At 75.4% G+C, this 24,105-nt stretch carries 23 protein-coding genes; 9 read left to right on the top strand and 14 right to left on the bottom strand.

Annotated features, from left to right (window positions below):
• Window positions 1-1,003, top strand: a 1,003-nt coding sequence (locus ACVMYR_RS31990) for a glycosyltransferase family 4 protein (protein ID WP_457123574.1), incomplete at its 5' end; no start/stop codon positions are given.
• A 72-nt stretch (window positions 1,004-1,075) separates the two neighbouring features.
• Here ACVMYR_RS31990 and ACVMYR_RS31985 read toward each other — a convergent pair.
• The 4 genes from ACVMYR_RS31985 to ACVMYR_RS31970 all read right to left on the bottom strand — a co-directional run bounded on the left by ACVMYR_RS31985 (window position 1,076) and on the right by ACVMYR_RS31970 (window position 6,254).
• Window positions 1,076-2,359, bottom strand: coding sequence for a citrate synthase (locus tag ACVMYR_RS31985; RefSeq protein WP_077939903.1), 1,284 nt, complete (start codon window positions 2,357-2,359; stop codon window positions 1,076-1,078).
• 241 nt (window positions 2,360-2,600) lie between these two features.
• On the bottom strand, window positions 2,601-4,664 hold the full coding sequence (locus ACVMYR_RS31980; protein ID WP_457123573.1) for a sulfatase-like hydrolase/transferase: 2,064 nt from the start codon (window positions 4,662-4,664) through the stop codon (window positions 2,601-2,603).
• Window positions 4,657-6,087 carry a class I SAM-dependent methyltransferase gene (locus ACVMYR_RS31975; RefSeq protein ID WP_396788496.1) on the bottom strand — a complete coding sequence of 477 codons (1,431 nt, stop codon included), beginning with the start codon at window positions 6,085-6,087 and terminating at the stop codon, window positions 4,657-4,659. Before ACVMYR_RS31975 ends, ACVMYR_RS31980 begins: the two co-directional genes overlap by 8 nt.
• A 17-nt stretch (window positions 6,088-6,104) precedes the next feature.
• Window positions 6,105-6,254: a hypothetical protein gene (locus ACVMYR_RS31970; RefSeq protein WP_165949904.1), complete on the bottom strand. Its 150-nt coding sequence runs from the start codon at window positions 6,252-6,254 to the stop codon at window positions 6,105-6,107.
• A 206-nt stretch (window positions 6,255-6,460) separates the two neighbouring features.
• On the opposite strand from ACVMYR_RS31970, the gene ACVMYR_RS31965 reads away from it, so the two are divergent.
• A complete protein-coding gene (locus ACVMYR_RS31965; protein ID WP_077939901.1) occupies window positions 6,461-6,859 on the top strand; it encodes a VOC family protein in 399 nt (132 codons plus the stop codon).
• Between the two features lie 10 nt (window positions 6,860-6,869).
• On the opposite strand, the gene ACVMYR_RS31960 is transcribed toward ACVMYR_RS31965, so the two are convergent.
• The 5 genes from ACVMYR_RS31960 to ACVMYR_RS31940 all read right to left on the bottom strand — a co-directional run bounded on the left by ACVMYR_RS31960 (window position 6,870) and on the right by ACVMYR_RS31940 (window position 13,600).
• The gene (locus tag ACVMYR_RS31960; protein ID WP_396788643.1) at window positions 6,870-7,550 is read right to left on the bottom strand and encodes a helix-turn-helix domain-containing protein; all 681 of its coding nucleotides are present in this window, start codon (window positions 7,548-7,550) and stop codon (window positions 6,870-6,872) included.
• A gap of 340 nt (window positions 7,551-7,890) precedes the next feature.
• Window positions 7,891-9,198, bottom strand: a complete 1,308-nt coding sequence (locus tag ACVMYR_RS31955) for a glycosyltransferase (protein WP_457123572.1) — start codon at window positions 9,196-9,198, stop codon at window positions 7,891-7,893.
• A gap of 4 nt (window positions 9,199-9,202) precedes the next feature.
• Window positions 9,203-11,344: an ArnT family glycosyltransferase gene (locus tag ACVMYR_RS31950; protein WP_457123571.1), complete on the bottom strand. Its 2,142-nt coding sequence runs from the start codon at window positions 11,342-11,344 to the stop codon at window positions 9,203-9,205.
• A gap of 44 nt (window positions 11,345-11,388) precedes the next feature.
• A complete protein-coding gene (locus ACVMYR_RS31945) occupies window positions 11,389-12,882 on the bottom strand; it encodes a sensor histidine kinase (RefSeq protein ID WP_396788499.1) in 1,494 nt (497 codons plus the stop codon).
• Window positions 12,860-13,600: a response regulator transcription factor gene (locus tag ACVMYR_RS31940; protein ID WP_091284281.1), complete on the bottom strand. Its 741-nt coding sequence runs from the start codon at window positions 13,598-13,600 to the stop codon at window positions 12,860-12,862. Before ACVMYR_RS31940 ends, ACVMYR_RS31945 begins: the two co-directional genes overlap by 23 nt.
• 162 nt (window positions 13,601-13,762) lie before the next feature.
• Here ACVMYR_RS31940 and ACVMYR_RS31935 point away from each other — a divergent pair, with 162 nt between their 5' ends.
• The 4 genes from ACVMYR_RS31935 to ACVMYR_RS31920 all read left to right on the top strand — a co-directional run bounded on the left by ACVMYR_RS31935 (window position 13,763) and on the right by ACVMYR_RS31920 (window position 17,291).
• Entirely contained in the window at window positions 13,763-14,593 is an 831-nt protein-coding gene (locus ACVMYR_RS31935) for an FAD:protein FMN transferase (RefSeq protein ID WP_457123570.1), read from the top strand.
• 143 nt (window positions 14,594-14,736) lie between these two features.
• Window positions 14,737-15,708 (top strand): serine/threonine-protein kinase, encoded by a 972-nt coding sequence (locus tag ACVMYR_RS31930; RefSeq protein ID WP_077939896.1) that lies wholly within the window; start codon window positions 14,737-14,739, stop codon window positions 15,706-15,708.
• 11 nt (window positions 15,709-15,719) lie between these two features.
• Window positions 15,720-16,145, top strand: coding sequence for an OsmC family protein (locus tag ACVMYR_RS31925; protein WP_077939895.1), 426 nt, complete (start codon window positions 15,720-15,722; stop codon window positions 16,143-16,145).
• Between the two features lie 297 nt (window positions 16,146-16,442).
• Entirely contained in the window at window positions 16,443-17,291 is an 849-nt protein-coding gene (locus tag ACVMYR_RS31920; protein ID WP_457123569.1) for a hypothetical protein, read from the top strand.
• A gap of 6 nt (window positions 17,292-17,297) precedes the next feature.
• On the opposite strand, the gene ACVMYR_RS31915 is transcribed toward ACVMYR_RS31920, so the two are convergent.
• The 5 genes from ACVMYR_RS31915 to ACVMYR_RS31895 all read right to left on the bottom strand — a co-directional run bounded on the left by ACVMYR_RS31915 (window position 17,298) and on the right by ACVMYR_RS31895 (window position 21,779).
• Window positions 17,298-17,837: an ATPase gene (locus ACVMYR_RS31915; RefSeq protein ID WP_396788503.1), complete on the bottom strand. Its 540-nt coding sequence runs from the start codon at window positions 17,835-17,837 to the stop codon at window positions 17,298-17,300.
• A gap of 163 nt (window positions 17,838-18,000) precedes the next feature.
• Window positions 18,001-18,447, bottom strand: a complete 447-nt coding sequence (locus tag ACVMYR_RS31910; protein ID WP_043968664.1) for a response regulator — start codon at window positions 18,445-18,447, stop codon at window positions 18,001-18,003.
• Window positions 18,448-18,515: 68 nt separating this feature from the next.
• Complete coding sequence (locus ACVMYR_RS31905; RefSeq protein ID WP_077939893.1) at window positions 18,516-18,863, bottom strand: STAS domain-containing protein; 348 nt, start codon at window positions 18,861-18,863, stop codon at window positions 18,516-18,518.
• 85 nt (window positions 18,864-18,948) lie between these two features.
• The gene (locus ACVMYR_RS31900) at window positions 18,949-19,998 is read right to left on the bottom strand and encodes a cobalamin B12-binding domain-containing protein (RefSeq protein WP_457123568.1); all 1,050 of its coding nucleotides are present in this window, start codon (window positions 19,996-19,998) and stop codon (window positions 18,949-18,951) included.
• A gap of 41 nt (window positions 19,999-20,039) precedes the next feature.
• Window positions 20,040-21,779: a SpoIIE family protein phosphatase gene (locus tag ACVMYR_RS31895; RefSeq protein ID WP_457123567.1), complete on the bottom strand. Its 1,740-nt coding sequence runs from the start codon at window positions 21,777-21,779 to the stop codon at window positions 20,040-20,042.
• 217 nt (window positions 21,780-21,996) lie between these two features.
• On the opposite strand from ACVMYR_RS31895, the gene ACVMYR_RS31890 reads away from it, so the two are divergent.
• The 3 genes from ACVMYR_RS31890 (at window position 21,997) to bla (ending at window position 23,945) form a co-directional block, all read left to right on the top strand.
• A complete protein-coding gene (locus ACVMYR_RS31890; RefSeq protein WP_256092118.1) occupies window positions 21,997-22,404 on the top strand; it encodes an STAS domain-containing protein in 408 nt (135 codons plus the stop codon).
• Window positions 22,405-22,450: 46 nt separating this feature from the next.
• Window positions 22,451-22,792, top strand: coding sequence for an STAS domain-containing protein (locus ACVMYR_RS31885; RefSeq protein WP_228987033.1), 342 nt, complete (start codon window positions 22,451-22,453; stop codon window positions 22,790-22,792).
• Window positions 22,793-23,000: 208 nt separating this feature from the next.
• Window positions 23,001-23,945: a class A beta-lactamase gene (gene bla, locus ACVMYR_RS31880; RefSeq protein WP_457123575.1), complete on the top strand. Its 945-nt coding sequence runs from the start codon at window positions 23,001-23,003 to the stop codon at window positions 23,943-23,945.
• Window positions 23,946-24,105: the final 160 nt, after the last annotated feature.

Genomic DNA, 24,105 nt, shown 5'->3' with positions numbered 1-24,105 from the left:
ATCCGGCTCCTACGACGTCATCCACGCCCACGACTGGCTCGTCGCGCACACCGCGATGACCCTGCGGGACCACCTCGACATCCCGCTGGTCAGCACGATCCACGCGACGGAAGCGGGCCGGCACCAGGGCTGGCTGCCGCAGGAGATGAACCGCACCATCCACGGCGTCGAGCAGTGGCTCAGCGGCGAGTCCAACCGAGTGATCGTCTGCTCGGCGTACATGCGCGATGAGGTCGGCGCGCTGTTCGACGTGCCGGCCGCCCGGGTCGACGTGGTGCCCAACGGGGTGGAGCCGCACCGCTGGAAGGTGCCGACGTCGGCGGTCGCCTCGGCACGGGCCCGGTTCGCCGGGGACGGCCCGCTGGTCACCTTCGCCGGCCGGCTGGTCTACGAGAAGGGCGTGCAGCACCTGCTGGCCGGGCTGCCCCGGCTGCGGGAGCGGCACCCGGGGCTGCGCGCCGTGATCGTCGGCGACGGGCCGTACAAGCCGGCGCTGGAGGCCGAGGTGCACCGGCTCGGCCTCGGCGGCACGGTCAGCATGCCGGGCTTCCTCGGCGGCACCGACCTGCCCGCGGTGATGGCCGCCTCGGACTGCTTCGCGGTGCCGAGCATCTACGAGCCGTTCGGCATGGTCGCCCTGGAGGGGGCGGCGGCCGGCGCGCCCCTCGCGGTCGCCTCGACGGGCGGCCTGGCCGAGATCGTCGAGCCGGGCGTGACCGGGATGACGTTCGCCCCGCAGGACCCGGCGGGGCTGACCGAGGCGGTGCACGCCCTGCTGTCCGACACCGAGCGCGCCCGGGCGCTGGCCCGCCGGGCCCGCAGGATGGTCCACGAGCGGTACGGCTGGGCCGCCATCGCGCGCCGCACGGCCGACGCGTACGCCTCGGCGATCGCCAAGGCCCCGGCGTTCACCGCCGAGCGCGCCGAGCGGCGGATGAGCGGGGGCGGTGCCCCGCTGCGGGTCGCCGAGGGCAACCTGCTGGCCGCCGCAGGCCTGCGCTGAGGCGCAAGGAAGGGCCCCCTGTTAACGCAATCTGCATAGCAGGGGGCCCTTCTTAACAGCGCACAGGCAGCGTCAGCGGTCGGCGGGCCGCTCGTACGCGCGCTCCGGGGAGCCGATGTAGATCTGCCGCGGGCGGCCGATCTTGGTCTCCGCGTCGCCGAGCATCTCGCGGTACTGGGCGATCCAGCCGGGAAGCCGGCCGAGGGCGAACAGCACGGTGAACATCTTCGTCGGGAAGCCCATGGCCTTGTAGATCAGGCCGGTGTAGAAGTCCACGTTCGGGTAGAGCCGGCGGGAGACGAAGAAGTCGTCCGCGAGGGCGATCTCCTCCAGCTGCATCGCGATGTCCAGCAGCGGGTCCGGCTTGGCCATCCGGCCGAGGACGTCCTGCGCGGCCTTCTTCACGATCGCGGCCCGGGGGTCGTAGTTCTTGTAGACCCGGTGGCCGAAGCCCATCAGCTTGACGCCGTCCTGCTTGTCCTTGACCTTGCGGACGAAGGACTGCACGTCGCCGCCGTCGAGCTGGATCTTCTCCAGCATCTCCAGCACGGCCTGGTTGGCGCCGCCGTGCAGCGGGCCGAACAGGGCGTTCACCCCGGCCGAGACCGAGGCGAAGAGGTTGGCGTTGCTGGAGCCGACCAGCCGCACGGTCGACGTGGAGCAGTTCTGCTCGTGGTCGGCGTGCAGGATGAACAGCATGTCCAGCACCTTGGCCATGACCGGGTCGACCTCATACGGCTCCGCCGGCACGCCGAACGTCATCCGCAGGAAGTTCTCCACGTAACCCAGGGAGTTGTCCGGGTACAGCAGCGGCTGCCCGATCGACTTCTTGTACGCGTACGAGGCGATGGTGGGGACCTTCGCCATCAGCCGGACCGTGGACATCTCGACGTGGTCGGAGTCGAACGGGTCCAGGCTGTCCTGGTAGAAGGTCGAGATGGCGCTGACGGCCGAGGAGAGCACGGCCATCGGGTGCGCGTCGCGCGGGAAGCCGTCGAAGAAGCGACGCATCTCCTCGTGCAGCAGCGAGTGCCGCCGGATCCGCTCGCTGAACTCGTCGAGCTGCTGCTGGCCGGGCAGCTCACCGTAGATGAGCAGGTACGAGACCTCCAGGAAGGAGGACTTCTCGGCCAGCTGCTCGATCGGGTAGCCCCGGTACCGCAGGATGCCCGCGTCGCCGTCGATGTAGGTGATCGCGGAGGAGCAGGCCGCGGTGTTCACGAAACCGGGATCGTACGTTGTCATCCCGGTTTCCTTGAGGAGCTTGCTCACGCCGATGCCGGCGGGGCCCTCGACCGCCGACTGCACCGGCATCGACAGCTGCCCACCGGGGTGATCGAGCTTGACTTCCGTCATGTGTTCCTCGCTTCGCCGGCAGATCTACGTTGAAATTGCCTTCGCTTTTACCGTAAACACGGTTGCGGGGACACCGCCCGTCGTGGTTCCGCAGGTGAGGTATGCGTCACCCGATTCCCGGGAGGTGGGCGCGGAAACCCGGGGGCCGGGGACCGACCTCGAACGGGGCCAATGTGACAAAAGGCCCCCGATCACGCACGAAGCGTGACCGGGGGCCCGGTGGGCAGCGGGAACGAAACTCTCAGGAAATACTCAGGTGACGCAGCTCGCCGCCCGGGCCGATCTGGTACAGGTCCACGCGGTTGTCCCCGGCGCGGAACAACCGGTCGTCGGTGAGGAAGGCCGCGAACCGGCGACCGCCGACATCCGGCGGCACCACCGGGACGACCGCCCCGATCCGCCCGTTGACGGCGACGGCGAGCAGCGTGCCGTCGCGTACCGAAGCCGGCACCGTGCCCCAGACCAGGGCCGGCAGCTCGCCGGTGTCCGGGTCCACGGCGCGGAAGGCGGCGAGGTCGGCGACCCGCGCCGACCCGCCGGCCGGCCGCTGGCCCACGGTCGTGCCGACCAGCGGGTGCGGCTTCGGCAGCGGCGGCGGCGCGGGCACCCCGCCGGAGATCGTGACCGGCTCCGCCGGCTGGTCGTAGAAGCGCTTGTCGGCGCGCTCGCGCGGGGCCTGCCGGGCCGAGCGCCCCTCGACCTGCCAGGGGATCCGCACGTGCGCGTAGTCGGCGACGGTGGGCAGCAGGTCGACGTGCTCCCAGTTGCGGTCGTCGACCCGGCCGGCGCGCTGCCCGGGCTCCTTGACGAACATCGGCACCCACGCCACCTGCCCGGCCGCCGCGCGGATCGCGTCCATCCCCCGCCCCTGGGCGCCGTTGTCGAAGCTGACCCCGTGGTCGGCGGTGACCATCACCAGGGCCCGGTCGTACAGGCCGGTGGCGCGCAGCGTACGCAGCGTCTCGCCGATCAGCCGGTCGGTGTACTCCAGTTGGGCCAGGTGCCGCCGCCGGGCCAGGTCGACCCAGCCCGCGCCGTCGTTGGGCAGGTCCTCCGGGGCGGCGTAGCGGGCCCCCGAGGGCAGGAACTGCCACGGCGCGTGCGGCATCAGCAGGTGCAGGAAGTGCAGGGTGGGCCGGTCGCTGGGGCGCAGCCCGGCCAGGAAGCTGGCGAACCGGGCCGGCTGGTTGGCGTTCAGCCGGTCCCAGCGGAACTTCGGGTCGGCGGGGACGGGCTCGGCGGCGTCCAGGCCCGCCTCGGCGGCGGTCTGCTCGCGGTAGGACTCCTCCGGGTCGACGTGGCTGTCGACCGGGGCGGTGACCTGGCGCAGCAGCTTCCCGCTCTCCCGGACCAGGGTGCCGAGCCCCTGCCGGGGGCTGACCGGCTGGTCGCACCGGCTGGGCGGGCAGAGCCGGGTGATGCTCTCCTCGGCCCGGATGTCGTACAGGCCGCCGAGGGCGGTGAACAGGTTGTCCGGGTACTGCGAGTAGTGCGGGGCGACCGGCTTCGCCGGGTAGCGGCCGGTGAGCATGGCCGGCAGCGCGTACGGCGTCCAGCCGCTGACCCCGGTGGCGTTGCGGTACCAGGTGGAGCCGCCGGCCAGCTCGGCGAAGTGCGGGTAGCGGGCGGCGTCGATCCGCCCGTCGGGGCCGAGCAGGGAGACCAGGGGCAGCTCGTCGAGGATCAGCATGACCACCGGCGGGTGCCCGCCCGGGGCGGCCACCCCGGCCGCGCCGGCGCCGCCACGCGGCAGCACCACCGCCGAGGCCGGCGAAGCGAACAGGAACAGCGCCACGAAGGCCGCCGGCCCGGCCGCGGCCACCCGCAGCGCCAGGCCCGGCCCGCGCCACCGCCGGTGCGCCGCCGCCCCGGCCGCGCCGGCCAGCACGGCGACCACCAGCAGCGGTACGCCCCGCAGCGGCGTGACGTGCCGGCCCACCTGCACGGCGAGGGCGGCCAGCAGCAGGCCGACGAGCACCGTGTGCACGGCCGAGCGGGCGGACCGCCCCGCCAGCCGGCTCGCCGCCCCGAGCAGCGCCAGCGCCACCGTGGGCGCGACGGCGATCAGCGCGACGAGGGCCAGGATCTCGCCCCGGGTGGCCCGGTGGAACAGGAAGAAGTCGGGGCTGCGGCCCAGCACGTCCAGCATCGGCTGGGTGACCACCAGCCCGACCAGGGCCGTCACCTCCAGCAGCCGGCGCAGCTCGGCCCGCCAGCCGGCCGGCCTTCCGGGGCGGTCCGGGGTCGCCGCGGCGGCGGGCGGCGCGGCGGCCGGCGGTACGGGCGCGAGGGCCGCGTCAGCCACCCACCACCGCCTGGTAGAGCGTCCGGGTGCCGCCGGGCAGCTCGACCCGCCGCTCGACGCGGCACCGGGCGGCGAGCAGCCGGGCGAACTCGTCGGGCCGGTAGTCGGGGAAGAGACCGGCAGGCTTGTTGGCCAGCAGCCGCCGGGCCATCGGGTCCTCGGGGTGGACGAACTCGACCACCAGCCGACCCCCGGGGAGGCAGGCGTCGGCGAGCTGGTCGACGACCTGCGGCAGCGGCACGTTGCGCCCGATCGCCAGGTGGTGCACGACGGCGAGGGCCAGCACCAGGTCGGCCCGTCCTCGGGTGGCGAACGCGGCCCGCTCGACACCGCGCCAGCCGCCGCCGGGCGACGGATCGGCCAGGTCCATCACCAGCGGCAGCACCCGCCGCTGCTCGTCGGCGCGCAGCGCCGCGTACACCTCGTCGACCACGGCCGGGTCCTGCTCGACGGCGACGACGTAGCCGGCGTACCGGGCGGCGAGGCGGGCGTACCGGCCGTCGTTGGCGCCGAGGTCGAGCACCAGGCCGGGCGGTCCCGCGGCGGTCAGCGCCAGCTCGACGAAGCGCTCCTTGGCGGCGCGGTCGGCGGCGGAGTAGCTGCACGTGCGCTGGTAGTCGGCCCAGTGGCTGCGCACGTGGCGGGGGCGCAGCCGCCGGACCAGCCGCTCGATCCGGCGGACGGCGGCCAACGCCAGCTCCCGGGAGAAGCCGGCACCGCGCAACTGCTCGCGTACCTCGCCGCTGGCCGCGTCGGCGTTGCGCTGCTGCATCGCCGAGTGCAGGTGCACGTGGGTGGGCACGCCGGGCAGCAGCCGCCGGACGCCGGTGAACAGCCGGCGCATCTGCTCCGGTGGGATGCCGTCGACCTGGGCCCGCAGCCAGGGCTGGAAGTCCACGCCGAGGTGCGCGGTGAGCAGCAGCGGGTAGAGCATGGTCTGGCAGAACTGCCGGTAGCCGGCCCAGGGCTCGCCGTCGCGGGCCGGCTCGAACGAGCCGACGTCGATGAAGACCGGCTCGACGCCGCGCCACTGCAGGTTGTAGGCCGAGCCGTCCTTGGTGGTGAAGCCGGCGGTCAGCGCGGCGCGCAGGATCTCCAGGTGCAGCAGGGCGGCGTCGCGCAGCATGCCGAACGACCACTCGTACGGGTGGGAGACGAACGGGATGCGTTCGTGGCGCAGCACCGCCGCCCACTGCGCGCCGGCCACGGCGGCGAACCGGGCCGGTTCGACGGCCTCGGTGCCGCAGACCTTGCCGGCCGCGAGCAGCGGCGGGAAGAAGTCGCTGGTGGACAGGGCCCGCCAGTCGCGCGCCGCCCGGGCGTCGAGGCCGCGCAGCACCTCCCCGTCGGCGTAGAAGACCCGGTTGGCCGGGTCGCGGAACGAGCCCGGATCGGTCCGGACGTCGGTGTGCGGGATGGTCATCGCCGGTGTGCCCCCGCTCAGGAACGGTCGGTGCGCTGGCGGCGGTACCGGGCCGTCAGCCGGCGCCAGTACAGCTTCGCGGCCACCGCCGCTCCGGCCACCCCGCCGACCACCGCCTGCACGATCAGGCTGCCGGATCCCGCATCCAGGTAGGCCAGGTGCATCACGGCCGCTCCTTCCCCTCGCCGTCTCGGAGCCGACCCGGGCACCCGCCACTCTGGGGTATTCGTGCCCAAAAGCCGGACTTGTCTCATTGCCACCGTACGCGACGCTCCGTCCCGTCGAGGCAACACCGGCCACTCCGGCCCGCCCGATCGGCGCGGTGTCCGTTCCGTTCAAGACGCCCGGCCACCCCGGCCGTACGGTCGGCGGTATGACACCTCAGTTCGATCTCGTCGGCACGACGGTCGCCGACATGGCCCGCACCCTCGACTTCTACCGCCGCCTCGGGCTGGACATCCCGGCCGGCGCGGAGGCCGAACCGCACGTGGAGCTCACGTTGGACAACGGGCTGCGGCTGGCCTGGGACACGGTGGAGACGATCCGTTCCTTCGACCCGGGCTGGACGCCGCCGACCGGCTCGCCCCGGATGAGCCTGGCGTTCCGGTGCGCGGACCCGGCGGAGGTGGACCGCCGCTGGGCCGAGCTGACCGGGGCCGGGTTCCACGGCCACCTGCCGCCGTGGGACGCGGTCTGGGGCCAGCGGTACGCCGTCCTGCACGACCCCGAGGGCAACGGGGTGGACCTGTTCGCCCCGCTGCCGGCCGGCTGACCGGGGCGGTTCAGCCGCGCAGCAGGGCGGCGGGCGCGACGCCGGCCAGGTCGCGCACGTCCCGGCTCAGGTGCGCCTGGTCGGCGTAGCCGCTGGCGGCGGCCACCTCTGCCAGCGGCGTCCCGGCCCTGGCCAGGGCGAGCGCCCGGCGCATCCGCAGGATGCGGGCGAGGGTCTTCGGGCCGTACCCGAACAGGGCCCGGCAGCGTCGGTGCAGCGCCCGGGGGGTCAGGCCGACCTCGGCCGCGGCCCCGGCGACCGGCCGCCCCGCGGCGAGCAGCCCGGCGACGCGCGCGCCGAGCGGGTCGGGGCCGCCGGCCGCGGCGAGCCGGTCGGCCGCGAGCGCCGCCAGCCCGGCGCCGGTGGGCGGTCCGCCCAGCCGCTCGGCGGCCTCGCGGGCCGCCCGGCCCCACAGCGCCTCCAGCGGGACCCGGGCGTCGCGCAGCTCGTCGGCGGGGACGCCGAAGACCGCCGGGCCGACGCCGGGCGGCAGGCGCAGCCCCAGCCACCGCTCCCCCGACGCGGAGACGCTCAGGTGCGCCGTGCGGTCGGGGCCGGCGACCAGCAGCCCGGAGCGGCTGGACCAGAGCAGGTCGAGGCAGCCGTCGGGCAGCACCCGGCTCGGGGTGCCGTCGCTGGTGGCGGTCCACAGCACCGCTCCGGGCAGCGCCGCCGGCCGTTCCTGGTACATCCGGCCCAGCATCCCACGCTGCCGCCGCATTGCCACCCGCACCGCCTTCCGCTCCCGCCGCTCCCGCTTTCACGCCGCCCAGTCTCGCCTGCGCCGCCAGCATTCGGTCACGCTCCGCAGCGTCCGGGTCCGACATTGCGCTCAGTCACGACCTCCGGACCTCGTCCCACGTCTCGCGCCTCCTTTGCTCTGCACCCACATCCGCAACATGCGGCTGAGCTTGACCTTCATCGGATCAGGTCGGGCGGGACGCGTCGCCGCCGGTTACGCAACGTGCACCGTTGCGCATGCGGGTGCAGAGCAAAGAGGTTCGCCGGGAGTGGAGCCAGTCGATCGGAGATTACCCAGCGTCATGAGCCGGCGGCGTGGCCGCCTCGCTCACCGGCGCGGGCTGGTCCCGGTGCCCGGCGACGGCGGCCGGCGATCGGCGGTGGTGCATCGCGGCGCGCAGCAGGACGAAGCGCAGGGCCGTGGCGGCCAGGTTGGCCGCCACCAGCACCGTGAGCTCGACCGCGCGGGGTGGTGCCGCCGCGACGGCGTGCAGGGCCGCCAGGGAGCCGCTGGTCAGCGCCAGGCCCAGGCCGAACGCCAGCAGGCCCTGCAGGTGGTGGCGGCCGGCGTGCCGGCCGCCGCTGATGCCGAAGGTCAGCCGCCGGTTCGCCGCCGTGTTCGCCACGGCCGTCACCAGCAACGCCGTCAGGTTCGCCCACTGGGGGCCGAGCGCTCCCCGGGTGGCGACGAAGAGCACGAGGTACGCCAGCGTGCTCGCCACACCCACCGCGGCGAACCGGGCGAGCTGGCGCGGCAGCCCGACCGGCACCCGGGCCGGCGGCGGGGCCAGCGGGGCCCGGCCGAGTTGCGCGCGCAGCTCCGCCAGGGGCAGCGACCCGGTCAGCAGGGCCCGACCCAGCCGCCAGATGCCCCGCAGGTCGGCCAGGGCGGTGGCGACGATGTCCACCCGGCTGTCCGGGTCGTCCACCCAGTCGACCGGCACCTCGTGGATGCGCAGCCCGGCCCGCTGGGCCAGCACCAGCAGCTCGGTGTCGAAGAACCACCCGGTGTCGCGCACGAGCGGCAGCAGCCCGGCGGCCACGTCCGCGCGGATCGCCTTGAACCCGCACTGGGCGTCGGAGAAGCTCACCGCGAGGGTGCCGCGCAGCAGCAGGTTGTAGCCGCGCGAGATGACCTCCCGCTTCGTGCCCCGCACGACCCGGGAGGTGCGGGCCAGCCGGGTGCCGATCGCCAGGTCGGAGTGGCCGGAGATGAGCGGCGCGACCAGTGGCAGCAGCGCGGCCAGGTCGGTGGACAGGTCCACGTCCATGTACGCCAGCACCGGCGCGTCCGACGCCGACCAGGCCGCCCGCAGCGCCCGCCCCCGGCCCTTGGCGTCCAGGTGCCGCACCGTGACCTGCGGCAGCTCGACGGCGAGGCCGCCGGCCACGGCCAGGGTGCCGTCGGTGCTGGCGTTGTCGGCGACGGTGATCCGGAACGGGTACGGGAAGTGCGCGGTGAGGTGCGCGTGCAGCCGCCGCACGCAGGGCCCGAGGTCGGTCTCCTCGTTGTAGACGGGGATCACCACGTCGAGCACCGCGGGCGGGGCGGCGACGCGGGCGTCCACGGTGGGGCGCGGCTCGGTGGATGCGGTCATCGGCTCAGCCCTCCTGTCCGCTGGTCAGGTCGTAGACGGTGACGCCGTCGACGGTCTTCGCCTCGAAGGCCTCGGCGACCCAGGCAGCGATCTCCTGCGAGGCGGAGCTGCCACCGTTGGCGCGGAACCCGCTGCCGCCGACGAAGTAGTGGATCTTGCCCTCGGCCACGTACCGCTGGAACTGCGCGAGCGTCGGGGACGGGTCGCTGCCGTTGAACCCGCCGATCGACATGACCGGTTCGCCCGTGGCGAGCTGGTAGCCGGAGGCGTTCTGGGAGCCGATGGTGGCCGCCACCCAGGTGTAGTCGACGGCGTTGGCCTCCAGCAGGCTGCGCAGCTCGGCGCTGGGCTCCCGGGAGTCCAGCAGGCCGCCCATGCCGCCGCCGGCCGGGCCACGGCCCTGGCCGCCCCCGCCGGGCAGTTGGCCGCCGCCCTGGGCCTGACCGCCGCCCTGGGCCTGACCGCCGCCGGGGGCGCCGGGAACCTGGCCGCCCGGTGCCTGGGCACCGCCGGGGAAGGCGAACTGGCCGTCGGTACGGTTCTGGCCGCCCGGCGCGTTCTGGCCACCGTCACGCATCCGGCCGCCGCCGGGGAAGCCGCCCCGGCCCGGGCCGGAGCCGCCCTGCACGGCGGGGCCGGCGCTGGGGATCGACCCGGTGTGCGGGGTCGCGGCGGTCTGGATCGAGTACGCCACCGGGCCGGCGAGCGCCGCCGTCGCGCCCAGCGCCACGAGCACCGGGACGGCCCGTCGGGCCAGCCGGTCGGCGACGACCAGCAGCACCGCCGCGGCCAGGCCGCCGGCCAGCACGGCCGTGCGCAGCCAGGGGTACCAGTCGGGGCTGCGGCCGAGCAGCCGCCACGACCACCAGGCGGTGACGGCGAGGGTGACGGCCAGGGTGACGGTCGCCGCCAGCGCCTGCCAGCGGGGCACGCCCGTCGTCCGGCGCTGCCACAGCAGGGTGACGCCGATGCCGACGAGGGCGCCGACGGCCGGGGCCAGCGCCACCGAGTAGTACGCGTGGAAGATCCCGGACATGAAGCTGAAGATGACGCCGGTGACCAGGAGCCAGCCGCCCCACAGCAGCAGCCCGGCCCGCCTGCGGTCGGTACGCGCCGCCCGCCCGGCCAGCAGCAGGCCGGCGACCAGCAGGATCAGCGCGGCCGGCAGCAGCCAGGAGATCTGCCCGCCGTTCTCGGTGTCGAACAGCCGCCCGAGCCCGGTCTGCCCGGACGCCGGCCCGCGACCGCCGACGCTGCCCTCCTCCGCGCCGGTGATCCGGCCCAGCCCGTTGTAGCCGAGGGTCAGCTCCAGGATGCTGTTGCCCTGCGAGCCGCCGATGTACGGGCGGGCGCTGGCCGGCACCAGCTCGACGATCGCCACCCACCAGCCGGCGGCCACCACGACGCCGAGGCCGGCGGCCAGCACCTGCCGTACCCGCCGCCAGAAGCCGGTGGGCGCGGCCAGCAGGTAGACGCCCGCGAAGACCGGGATCACCAGGAACGCCTGGAGCATCTTGGTGAGGAAGCCGAAGCCGACCAGCGCTCCCGCGAGGACGATCCACCGGGTGCCGGCGGTCTCCACCGCCCGGACGGTGGCGTACGCGGCGCCGATCAGCAGCAGCACGAGCAGGGCGTCGGGGTTGTTGAACCGGAACATCAGCGTCGCCACCGGGGTGACGGCGAGGACCGCGCCGGCGATCAGGCCGGCCGCCGGGCCGTACCAGCGGCGGACGGTGGCGAACAGCACGCCGACGGAGGCGACGCCGAGCAGGGCCTGCGGGACGAGGATCGCCCAGCTGTTCAGGCCGAAGACGCGCACCGACAGCGCCATCAGCCACAGCGACGCCGGCGTCTTGTCGACGGTGATCGCGTTCGCCGCGTCCGACGAGCCGTAGAAGAACGCCTTCCAGCTCTGCGAGCCGGCCTGGGCGGCGGCCGAGTAGAACGAGTTGGCCCAGCCGGACGCGCCCAGCCCCCACAGGTAGAGCAGCGCGGTGGCCAGCAGCAGGGCCGCCAGCGCCGGGCGTACCCAGGCCGGGTCCCGCCGCCCACGCGCGGGCGGGCCTGCGGCGGCCGTGGCGTCCGTCGGCGTGGGGCCGGTCGACGCCGGCGGGGGCAGGGTCAGCAGGCTCTCTGTCTTGTCCATGCCGCCACTCTGCGCGACCCCACTGGCGACGGGCCGTGGGCGGCCTATGCGGTGGCTGTGGGGTCCGTGAACGCCGGCAACACGACGGTGAACGCCGTGCGACCAGGGCGGCTGGAGACCTCGACCCGGCCGTGGTGGGCGTCCACCACGGCCGCCACGATGGCCAGGCCGAGGCCGGTGCTGCCGTGGGCGCGCGAGCGGGAGCTGTCGCCCCGGGCGAAGCGTTCGAAGACCTCGCCCTGCAGGTCGGGCGGGATGCCGGGGCCGTCGTCGGTGACGGTGAGCACCACCCCGTCGGGCTGGGCGGCGAGCCGGGCGGTGACGGTCGTGCCGGGCGGGGTGTGCACCCGGGCATTGGCCAGCAGGTTCGCCACCACCTGGTGCAGCCGGGCGGCGTCGCCCGGCACCACCAGCTCCGCCTCGGGCAGGTCGAGCTGCCAGTGGTGCTCGGGGCCGGCGACGTGGGCGTCGCTGACCGCGTCGACGACGAGGGCGGTCAGGTCCACCGGCTCGACGGCGAGGGGCCGGCCGGAGTCGAGCCGGGCCAGCAGCAGCAGGTCGTCGACGAGGCTGGTCATCCGGGTGCTCTCCGACTCGACCCGGCGCAGCGCGTGCGCCACGTCCGGCGGGACGCGGTCGCGACCCCGGCGGGCGACCTCGGCGTACCCCCGGATGGCGGCGAGGGGGGTGCGCAGCTCGTGGCTGGCGTCGGCGACGAACTGGCGTACCCGCGTCTCGCTGGCCTGCCGGGCGGCGAGCGCGGCGGCGACGTGCCCGAGCATCCGGTTGAGGGCGCCGCCGACCTGGCCGACCTCGGTGCGCGGGTCGGTGTCGGCGGCCGGCACCCGCACCGACAGGGCCACCTCGCCGCGGTCCAGCGGCAGCTCGGTGACGCGGGTGGCGGTGGCGGCGACCCGGCGCAGCGGGCGCAGGGTGGCCTGGACGATGAGCGCGCCGAGGCTGCCGGCGACGAGCAGGCCGGCGGTGGCGACGCCGGCCTGGGCCAGCACCATCCACCAGACCGTCTCCTCGACGCCCTCCAGCGGCAGGGCGAAGATCAGCGTCTGGCCGTCGACGTACTGCCGGGCCACGGCCCGGTAGTCGCCCCGTTCGCCGAGGTCGATGGTGCGGGGACGGCCGTCGGGCGTGAGCCCGGCCAGCGGGGCGGCCGCGTCGGCGGCGAGCTGTTCGGTCGCGTCGGCCGCGGTGCGGGTGGTCGCCGACTGGACGCGGCCGTCGACGACCCGGGCCGCGATCGAGCCGGCCGGGAAGCCGGGCGGCAGGTCGACGGGACGCTGCGACGACGGGGGCGGGTTGGTGAACCACGGCGGCCGGTCACCGGGGCGGCGGCGCTGGTCGAAGGTGAGCTGGTCGTCGACCTGGGCGATCAGGAAGTGGTGCAGCGCCACCGTGGTCAGCGCGCCGATGCCGACGCTGACGAAGGCGAGCAGCGCCACCACGGTCACCACCAGCCGGGTGCGCAGGGACCAGCCGGCCAGCCACCGGCGCGCCCGGTCAGTCGGCGGGTTTGAGGACATACCCCGCGCCGCGCAGCGTGTGGATCATCGGCGCCCGCCCGGCGTCGATCTTCTTCCGCAGGTACGAGATGTAGAGCTCGACGACGTTGGCCTGCCCGCCGAAGTCGTAGTTCCAGACGTGGTCGAGGATCTGCGCCTTGCTCAACACCCGGCGGGGGTTGCGCATGAGGTAGCGCAGCAGCTCGAACTCGGTGGCGGTGAGGGTGATCAACTGGTCGCCGCGGCGCACCTCGTGGCTGTCCTCGTCGAGGCTGAGGTCGCCGACGGTCAGCACGGCGTCCTCCCGGGTGGCGATCGCGAAGCCCGAGCGGCGCAGCAGCGCCCGCAGGCGGGCGATCACCTCCTCCAGGCTGAACGGCTTGGTCACGTAGTCGTCGCCGCCGACGGTGAGCCCGGCGATGCGCTCCTCGACCGCGTCGCGGGCGGTGAGGAAGAGCACCGGCACGGTCGGGGTGTGCTCGCGCAGCCGGCGCAGCACCTGGAAGCCGTCGAGGTCGGGCAGCATCACGTCGAGCACCACCGCGTCCGGCTGGAACTGGCGGGCGGTGCTCAGCGCCGCCATCCCGTTGCCGGCGGTGCGGACCTGCCAGCCCTCGTAGCGCAGGGCCATCGAGAGCAGGTCGGTGAGCGTGGGCTCGTCGTCGACCACCAGCACCCGGACGGGCTCGCCGTCCGGTCGGCGCAGCTCGATGCGGCCCTGCGCGGCCTGCCCCTCCATGACCATGCCCCCCATCGTGGGCACGCCCGCTGTGCCCCACCCCAGCAGATCCTGTGTACCAGCTGTGGGAGTCGGGCGGGGCCCGATCCGGCCCGCCGCCGCACAGCCCGGGCACAGCCGCGCCCCAAGCCCGGTCCAGCCGGGCCCGGCAGGCTGCCCGGCATGGACAGGGAGCCGGGCCACACCTGGGAGAGCCGCTGGACGCACCGGGGCCGGCCGGTGCGGGTGGCGGTGACCGACCGGCACGTGCTGCCGGCGGCCCGCCGGGAGCTGACGCTGCTGCTGGCCGGTCTGCGTCGCGGCGACGCCACGCTGGCCCGGGCGCTGCGGGCCGCCGGCCGGCCGGTGCCGGTCGGCCCGCTGCTGCGGGACCTCGTCGGCGTCGCGCTCGGCGCGGCCGAGGCCAGCGACGGGGCGGTGGACCCCACCGTCGAGGCGGCCCGGCTGCGCCGTCGGCGGACGCCGGGGCTGCTGCCGGTCTGCGGCGGCGCGGCGGCCGGCCCGGTCCCGGTGGCGAACTGGCGGGCGGTGACGCTCGCCGGAGACCTGCTGGCCCTGCCGCCGACCCTGCCGCTGGGCCTGGCCGCCACGGCGACCGCCCAGCTCGCCCGGCGCTGCGCGCAGCGGATCGCGGCCCGCACCGGGGCGGGGGTGCTGGTCGGCGTCGGGAACCGGGTCGCCGTCGCCGGTCCCGCCCCGCCGGGCGGCTGGCCGGTCGCCGCCGGCGACCGGGTCGTCGCGCTCACCGCTGGCGGGCTGGCCACCGCCGACGTGCGGGTCGACGGCGGGGTGCTGGATCCGCGCACGGGCGCGGCGCCGGTCTCGCCGTGGGCGTCGGTCACGGTGGTCGCCCCGGACGCGGTCCGCGCCGCGATGCTCGCCGTAGGGGCGCTGGCCCACGGCCCGCACGGCCCGGACTGGCTCGCCGCGCGGATCGGCGACGGCGTCGCGTACCCGACGCCCGGCCGTGCGGTGGCGGCGGCCCCCGGCTGAGCGGTCGGCGGCGGGCGGGACCGTCCCGCCGGGGATCCGGGGCGACACCCCCGGCGGTTTGCCCAGCTCGGGGGCCGGGTATCGGGGCAGGCAGCGCCGCCGGCGACGGGCGGCGTCGGGGCGCGAGCGACGAGGAGCGGTCGATGAGGACGCTGGACGGGCGGTACCAGCTCGAACAGCGCATCGGCGTCGGCGGGATGTCCGAGGTGTGGCGGGCCCACGACACCGTGCTGGACCGGCCGGTCGCGGTGAAGCTCATCTCCCCCGGGCGCGAGGACGTCCCGGTGGAGCGGATCCGGGCCGAGGCCCGCTCGGCGGCCCGGCTGGTGCACCCGAACGTGGCCAGCGTGCACGATTTCGGCACGTCCTCGACCCTGCCGGGCCGGCCGGTGCCGTACATCGTGATGGAGCTGGCCGAGGGGGAGACCCTCGCGGCGCACCTGCGCGCCGGGCCGCTGGACTGGCGCATCGCGGTACGCGTCTGCGCCGAGATCGCCGCGGCGCTGGCCGCCGCGCACGCGCACGGGATCGTCCACCGGGACGTGAAGCCGGCCAACGTGATCCTCACCCCGTGCGGGGTGAAGGTGCTGGACTTCGGCATCGCCACCCCGGCCGGGGTGCCGGACGAGGCGCCGGCCGGCATCGTGGTGGGCACCCCCGCGTACCTGGCCCCCGAGCAGCTCGACCGGCAGCCGGCGACCCCGGCGGCCGACATGTACGCCCTCGGGGTGCTGCTCTACTACTGCCTCGCCGGGCGGCTGCCGTACCCGGCCGACAGCACCACCGAGCTGCTGGGGGCGCGCCGCCGGCGTCCGGCCGAGCCGCTGCCGCCGATCGACGGCCTGCCGGCGGAGGTGGCCGGGCTGTGCCGGCAGCTGATGGCCGACGACCCGACGCGGCGGCCGAGCAGCCTGATGGCGGCGCTGCTGCTGGCCGAGGCCGTCGACGCCCGGGTGTACGTGCCGATGCTCGCCACGGCCCCGCCGAGGCAGCGCGGCGGCGCCGGGGTGTCCCCGTGGACCCGGGAGGCGGCGGCCGAGGCGACCCAGGCGGCGACGGTGGGCGGAAGCCCCGGTTTCGCCGGGCGCGCGTCGGGTAGCCGGGCGGGTGACTGAGGGGAGACGCGATGCCGGATCCGAGTTCCTGGCTGCACGAGGCCACCGCCACCGCCGAGGGTGGTCACGTCCGCACCGACGACGGCGGGTTGTCCACCGCGCTGGCGTCCCCGCTGGCGCCGCACTGCACGGGGCTGACGCCGGAACAGCTGCTGGCGGCGGCGTTCGCGTCCTGCCTGCACCACGCCGCGGTGGAGGCGGCCGGGCAGATCACCGACGAGGCGCACACGGTGCAGGTGCGCGCGGAGGCGCGGCTGGGTCGCGACGACGACGGCCGCTACCGCGCCGACGTGCACGCCTCGATCTCCTCCGCCGGGCTGAGCCGTCAGCAGCTCGCCGAGCTGGTCGCGCACGCCGACCGGTTGTGGCCGTTCTCCAGCGGTGACAACAGCCGGCACCGGTTGACGGTCACGCCGGCGGAGAACGGGCGCGGCTGACCTTCTCCGCCACCGCCGGGACCGGCGTCGGTCGGCCCCGGGCCGGCCCGTCCGGTCGGGCACCGGGCCGTCGGCCGAACGCCCGACCCCGGCGTCGCCGCGCGAGCGCGTGGCACGCCCGCCGACTCGACGCCTTTCCGAACGGCGAATCGGTCATACCGTAAACGAGGCATTGGCGAGCTTGGACCGGGTTGCCATCCTTCTCGGGCGGCTCGTCCGGGGGGAAACCCGCAAATTGTGACGCATGCCACCAACCACCCCGGTGGCAGGGCGCTGCGGACTATCTAGCCTCGGCGGGTGCGTCCCTACGAACCCGCCGAACCGAAGCAGGCCCACGACCGAGCGGATGGCCGACCGGCCGAGGCCGCCTCCGCCGAACGGGCGGTGGGCCGGCACCGGCGTCCCGACCCGCCCCGGCGCGCGCTGCTGACGTCCACCCGGGTGCGCGCGGCCCTGGTCACGGGGGTGAGCTGCTGCCTCGGCGTCGCCGCGTTCGCCGGCACCCGCCAGGCCGACGGCCCCGCGGAGCCGGTCCAGGGGGCCCTCGTCGATCGGGCCGCGGCCGCCGCCGAGGCCGAGCAGCGCGCCTCCCGCTCCCTCGACCGCTCCCCGGCGGTCCCGGTCACCATCTCGCCCAGCCCGACGGCGAAGCCCAGCCCCAGCGCCACCCGCAAGCCGAAGCCGAAGCCGAAGCCCGCCAAGCCGGCGCGCCCCCGCCCCGTCGCCGGGCTCAGCCAGCTCCAGATGGACAACGCGAAGACCATCGTCGACGTGGGCCGGGACATGAAGCTGCCCCGGCGGGGACTCGTCGTCGCGGTGGCCACCGCCATGCAGGAGAGCAACCTGCACAACCTGGCCAGCGACGTGCTCCCCGAGTCCGCCAACTACCCGCACCAGGGCAGCGGCTCCGACCACGACTCGGTCGGGCTGTTCCAGCAGCGGCCCAGCAGCGGCTGGGGCACCGTCCGGGACCTGATGCGCCCCGCGTACGCGGCCCGCGTCTTCTACGAGGCGCTGCTGGAGGTGCCCGGCTGGGAGGAGATGAGCGTGACCGCCGCGGCCCAGGCCGTGCAGATCTCGGCGTTCCCCGACGCGTACGCGCAGCACGAGGAGCGGGCCACCACGGTCGTGGCGGCGCTGACCTGAGCCGGCTCAGGCGACCCGGCTGCCCCAGTCGCCCGGCGGCTCGACGGTGACGCCGGCCGTGCCGACCCGGGTGCTCGGCACGCCGCCGCTCGGCACGCCCGCCGCGGCCGTGGGCGTGTCCACCGCGACGGCCGGCCCGGCGAGGATCTCGTCCACCCGGGCCTCCCGGCGTCGGCGCGCGGCCAGGGCGGCCTCGAAGTCCCGGCGGGCGCTCAGCGCCTCGGCGTACACCTGCTCGCGGACACGCCGGGCCTCCTCGCGGGCCGCGTCCAGCTCGAACCGGGCCTGGGCCAGGATCCCGGCGGCCTCCCGCTCGACGTCGCCCAGCGCCGCCCGCGCGCCGTCGGCCCCGGCGGCCAGCTCGGGCCGGTGCTCGACCAGCTCGCACAGGCGGGCCGCCTCGTCCCGGAACCGGTCCCAGTCCCGGCCCGCCCCGGCGGCGCCCTCCGCGCGCGCCGCCAGCCGGCTCAACCGGACCGCCAACTGATCGAGGCAGGAGTCGACCTGCCGCCGGTCGTAGCCGAACTCCACGACGGAGAACCTCATACTGTCGCCCCCAGGCAGCCGATGTTTCTTCCCCACCTGGAATCCTCGGCGGCGCGGCCGGGCGGCGTGGGCGTTCGGGAAAAATGTTCAGCATCCGAGCGGCGACGCCCCGGGCGGCGTCAGCCGGGGCGCGGGGTGGGGCGTCAGCCCGGGGGCGCGGGCGTCAGACCCGCTTGGGCAGCACGACGACCCGCCCGAAGAACTCGTCGATGCGGCGCACCACGTCGTTGAAGTCGTCCAGGTCGATCGGCTTGGTCACGTACGCGTTGGCCTGGAGCGTGTAGCTGCCCACGATGTCGGTGTCGGCGTTGGAGGTGGTGAGCACCACGATCGGGATGGTCCGCAGGTCGTCGTCCTGCTTGACCTCGCCGAGCACCTGCCGCCCGTCCATCCGGGGCATGTTCAGATCGAGCAGGATCACGTCCGGCCGGCGGGCCTCGGTGTGCCGGCCGGACTGACGCAGGAACTCCATCGCCTCCTGGCCGTCGCTGACCACGTCGATCACCTTGTCGACGTCGGAGTCGGCGAGGGCCTCCTCGATCATCAGGACGTCGCCCGGGTCGTCGTCGACCACGAGGATACGAACGGGGCCGGGGGTGCTTCCAGCCATGGGAACCTGCCTCGGGTCGACGCGGACGGCGACCTCACGATCGCCTGCTGGCGGGGAAATCTAGCCCATCACGGAGCGGACCGCACTGTCGGGTGGCCCGTGTCGGGCGGGTAGCCCAGCACCTCCGCCAGCCCCGTCAACCGCAGCACCCGCTCCACCCGGCCGGTGGCGCCGGTGACCCGCAGCCACCCGCCCCGAGCCGTGGCCCGGTTGTCGCCCCGGACGAAGGCGGCGATGCCGGTGGAGTCGCAGAAGGTCAGCTCGGCGAGGTCGACCAGCAGGTGCCGCTCCCCCTGCTCGGTGAGCCGGTCGAGCACCGCGGTGAGCTCCGGCGCGGTGCTCATGTCGAGCTCGCCGGCGAGTCGCAGGCACGCCCCACCGCCGTCCCGCTGGGCGTACGTGACGGTGAACGTCAACGTGGTCCCTCTCGCTCCATCGCAGCCGAATGCTTGCAGTGCAGCAAGTATAAGCAGGGGGCCGCCGGAGGCCGGCACGCCACGGTCACCGCGCCGACGCGCCCGCCTGCTGGGCGAGCAGCGCCAGCCCACCGGCCAGGAAGCCCGCGGCGCGCGGGAAGTCCCGCAGCTCACCCGCGAGGTGGTCGAGGGTGAGGGCCACCGCCACGGCCGGCACCCCCCTGCTGACCAGGATGCCGGTCAACCACTCGACGAACTCGGTGAACAGCGTGCCGTCGTCGACGAAGACGGCGGCGGCGAGGAAGTCGACGATGTGGCCGAGGTCGCTGACGGTCGAGTCGAGCTGGACCGCGTCGTACTCCCGCACGCCCGGCACCCGCGCGCGCAGATCGCCCAGGGCGCTGTCGATCAGCGCAGCCCGCCGCTTCACGAGGCTCGCGTACTCGTCGTCGGCGAGGTGGGCCAGGTCGACCGGGGGGACGCGGCGCAGGGCCCGCTCGTCGGCCACCAGGTCGGCCGCCCCCGGCGCGTCGGGCGCCCACGCCACCCCGAGGCGGCGGGCCCACCGCCCGTCCCGGCCGAAGCCGCGCCCGCCGACCACCACCGGCACGTCGGAGCGGCGACACGCCTCGACCATGCGGTACGCGTGCGGCAGCCGCATCGGCAGCGCGCAGGCAAGCGCCACGGCGTGCGCGTCGTGCCGGTGCAGGTACGACACCAGGTGCGCCGCCGGGACGCTGGCCCCGAGGAACGTGACCTGCCAGCCGCGCAGCCGCAGCACCTCGGCGACCAGCCGGGGCGGCAGCGCGTGCCACTCGCCGTCCATGCACGCCACCACGATCCGCCCCCGGGTGGCACGGGGGTTGGCCCGGGCCGCGACGGCCGCCACCACCCGCTCGCTGATGTGGGTGGCCGCATGCTCCTGGGCGATGCTCCACGCGTTGCTGGCCCACCGCCGGCCCACCTCGACCTGCGCGGGGGCCACCAGCTCCAGCAGCACCCGTTCGGCCGGCACCCCGGCGTCGACCAGCCCGAGGGCGGTCTCGATCGCCGCGTACTCGTCGGCGGACTCCAACGCCAGCAGGAAGCCGGGGCAGGCGTCGGCCGGTGAGCCGACGGCGGCGGGGACGGTCACGCGGTGGTCTCCTTCGGGCGGTGGAACGGTCGGGCGGGCGGTCAGGGCAGCGCCGGCACCGCGTGCAGGTGCCGGGCCGGACGGCTGTGCGGCCCGGTCGCCCGCAGCGCGAGCACCGCGATGTCGTCGTGGTCGCCGTGGGCCAGCCAGTCGCAGGTCACCTGCTCGATCCGTTCGGCCAGCGCCGGGGCCGGCATCCGGTGGCAGCCGCCGAGCGCGTGCAGCAGCCGGTCGACGCCGAACTGCTCGTCGCCGCGCCGGCCGCCCCGGGCCTCGGTCACCCCGTCGCTGTAGAGCAGGCAGGTCTCGCCCGGCGCCAGCTCGACGGTCACCTCCCCGATGCGGGGGTCGGGCACCACGCCGATCAGCATGCCGCTCAGGCCGACCGTCTCCACCTCCCCGGAGGAGCGCAGCACGAGCGGCGGCAGGTGGCCGCCGCCGGACATGGTCAGGGTGACGCCGCCGTCGCGCCGGGGACGCACCACGCCGAGCACCATGGTGGCGAAGCGGCCCTGCCCGTGCGCCAGGGTGGTCTCCAGCAGCGCGTCGTTGAGCAGCCCCAGCAGCCGGGCGGGGTGCGACTCCACCCGGTGCAGGGCCTGCAGGCACTGGCGCAGCTGGCCGGTGAAGACGGCCGCCTCGACGCCCTTGCCGGCGACGTCGCCGAGGAAGAACACCGCGCCGCCGTCGGGCAGCCGGTGCGAACCGTAGAAGTCACCGCCGATGCGCAGCCCCGCCTGCGCCGGCCGGTAGGCCGTGCCCCACTGGACGCCGGGCACCTCGGCCGGCTCCACCGGCAGCAGGCTGGCCTGGAGGGTGTCGGCGACCTCGGCCTGGTCGCGGTAGAGCACGGCCGTGGTCAGCGCCGCGCCGGCCCGGGCCGCGAACGCGCGGAGCAGGTCGACGTCGGCCTCGTCGTAGTAGCGGGCCGAGCGCCGGGCGACGAGCAGGGCACCCGCCGGCAGGTCCCGTCCGGGCAGCGGCACCACGCGCACGCTGACGTCGACGGCGTCCAGGCCGGGCAGCCAGCCCGCCTCGACCGCCTGCTCGACGAGCCAGTCCAGCGTGTGCGGCTCGGCGCCGGCCAGCCCCTCGTCGATGGCCGCCGGCAGGTCGACGGCGTTGAGCACGCCGCTGTCCACGCCCGGGGCCTCGTCGTCGACCCGGGTGGCCCGCCACCAGCGCGCCCGGCCCGACCGGGGGGCGAGCACCAGCACGGCCACCTCGGCGAGGGTCGGCACGGCGAGCCGGACCACGGCGGCGGCCGCACGATCCGGGTGCAGCGGGTTGCCGAGCTTCTCCCCCACCACGGCCAGGAAGGCCGAACGGGCCCGCTCGGCCAGCAGGGCGTCGGCCCGGGTGACGCTCTCGGTGACGTCCTCGACGTAGTGGCAGCTCCGGCCGGCGGACAGCGACACCTCGCGGACGCGCAGCCGGCGGCCCCGGTGGCCGAACTCGCCCCCGGCCGGCGACGTCCGCAGGCCCGCCACCCCGGACGCGGCGAGCAGCTCGCCGACGGCCACCTCGGGCAGCAGCCGCTCGGCGACCGGGCTCAGTTGGCGCACCACGCCGGCGTCGTCGCAGACGATCAGGCCCTCGCGGAAGTGCTCGACGACCTCCGCCCAGTCGGGCGCGGGCGGGCCCCGGTCGGGAGCCAGGGGTGGCAGCGCGGCGGGAGGCCGCACCGGCACGTCGGCGGACCACGCCGGGGCCCGGGCAGCACTCGGCGTGGCGATCCGTCCGTCGCCCGGGTCCCAGTCCCTGACGTCGGCAGCAGTCACCAGCTGAGCCCCACTCCCTCTCGACACCCGCCCGACACCCGCGGGCCACCGGAAACGGCGTATGTGGTCCAATCTCCTCACCCCACCCTACGCCGGTCCACCGGTACCGCCACCCCACGCTGCCCTGAGCTGCCGAATCGTTCTCGACGGGCGACACCCGCCGGGGATTGTTACGATCCGAGACGAACCTGCCCGACCGGCAGCCCTGCGGAAAGGCGTGATCGTGGTACCCCAGGGGAGGAAACCCGAGGCGACGCCGCTGACCATGTCCGTCGATCTGACCGAGCCCGGCGCGCCCCTCATCCGGGTCGGTGGTGATCTCGCCTTCACCACCGCCGCGCCGCTGCGCCACGAGGTGGACCGGCGGCTCGCCGAGCACCCGTCAGTGCTCGTGCTCGACTTCGCCGACCTGCAGTTCATCGACAGCACCGGGCTCTCGGTGATCGTGCACGCCTGGCGGGAGGGGCAGCAGAGCGGCACCACCCTCCGGCTGCGCTCGACGCCCCGGTTCCTGGACACCATCCTCGACATGACCGGCGTCACCGGGCTGCTCGCCCGCCCGCTGCCCGATGGCGAGCAGTCCGTGGGAGCGCCCGGTTCGCGCCGGTCGGCGGCGTCCGCCTGAGACCCCCCAGCGTTTGTCGATCACCCTAGGCTGGGAACATGGAGGCATGGCAGCTCCGCTGTTGACCATCGAGGTGAGCTGGCCCGCCCCCGGGCGCGCCCGGCTTCGGCTGGCCGGCGAGCTGGACTACGACACCGCGCCGGAGCTGGTGGAAGCCGCCGCCCGGTTGCGCCGGGACGGCTGCACCGAGCTGGAGATCGACCTCGGCGCGATCACCCTCTGCGACTCCTCCGGCCTGAGCGCGCTCGTGGTGATCCACCGCAACGGCACCGGGCCGATCCGGTTGACCGGCACGAGCGACCAGCTCCAGCAGCTGCTCGACCGCACGGGCCTCGCCGAGGTGCTCGCCACCGCCCACCACCCCGCAAACCCCGCCGCCACAGCCTGACCCCCGCCCCGCCGGCCCGCCCCGCCCCGCCGCCGGCCGCTTCGCCTCGGTGATCAAGAGGTTTGCGTCATCGCAGAGATCAACCTTGACGCTTTTCTCTTGATCACCGGGCCGAGGCGGGGTGGGGTGGGGGGTCGGTGTTGTCGGGGTATGGGGAGGGAGTCGCGTGATCTGGATCCGTTGGAGGGTGTCCCTGGGGGCGGTGCTCGTGGTGGGTCTCGCGGCCGGATGCACGTCGGCCCCGGACACGGCCACGCCCGATGCCGCCACGTCCGGGGCCGCCTCCGCGCCTGGTGCCGCCGCGTCCGGGGCCACCGCTGCCTCCAGCGGCACCGCGTCGGGGGTCACCGCGTCCGCGGTTCCCCCACCCGCCGAGCTGACCGCCCTGGAGCGGCGGTTCGACGCGCGGCTGGGCGTCTACGCGGTCGACACCGGCACCGGACGCACGCTCGCCCACCGGGCCGACGAGCGGTTCGCGTACGCCTCGACGATCAAGGCCCTCGCGGCCGGCGCGCTGCTCGCCGCGACGTCGGAGGCGGAGCTGGACCGCGTCGTCCGCTACGACCCCGCCGACCTCGTGTCCCACTCGCCGGTCACGCAGCGACACGTCGCGGACGGGATGACCCTGCGCGCGGTCGCCGACGCGGCCGTGCGCCACAGCGACAACACCGCCGCGAACCTGATGTTCACCGAACTCGGCGGCCCCGCCGGGCTCGGGCGGGCGCTGCGCGGCATCGGCGACACCGTCACCAACCCGGTGCGCACCGAGACGAGCCTCAACGAGGCCGCACCGGGCGACCTCCGCGACACCAGCACGCCCCGCGCGATGGCCGGCTCCCTGCGGGCGTACGCGCTCGGCGACGCCCTGTCCGCGGCCGACCGCGGCGTGCTGGTCGACTGGCTCCGGCGCAACACCACCGGGGCGACGCTGATCCGGGCCGGGGTGCCCGCCGGCTGGCAGGTCGGCGACAAGACCGGCGCGGGTGGATACGGCACCCGCAACGACATCGCCGTGCTGTGGCCGCCCGAGGGTGCCCCGATCGTGCTCGCCGTGCTGTCCCGCCGCGACGCGAAGGACGCGCAGCCCGACGACGCACTGATCGCCGAGGCCGCCCGGGTGACGATCGACGCGCTGCGCGGCCCCGGCTCCTGAACACGGCGGCACGAGTACGGGGCCTGTGCCGACCCGCCCGGTGCTGCCCTGCCCCGCCCGGTGCTGCCCTGTGCTGTGCTGTGCTGTGCGCCGATCTTGCACTTCGGGCCCCCGCGATGGGCGTTTTCAGCCGCTTTTTCGGGGCCGCAACTGCAAGATC

The organism is Micromonospora sp. PTRAS2, assembly GCF_054052245.1.
The sequence above is the reverse complement of the archived record's forward strand: the minus strand, read 5'-3'. Positions and strand labels throughout refer to the sequence as shown.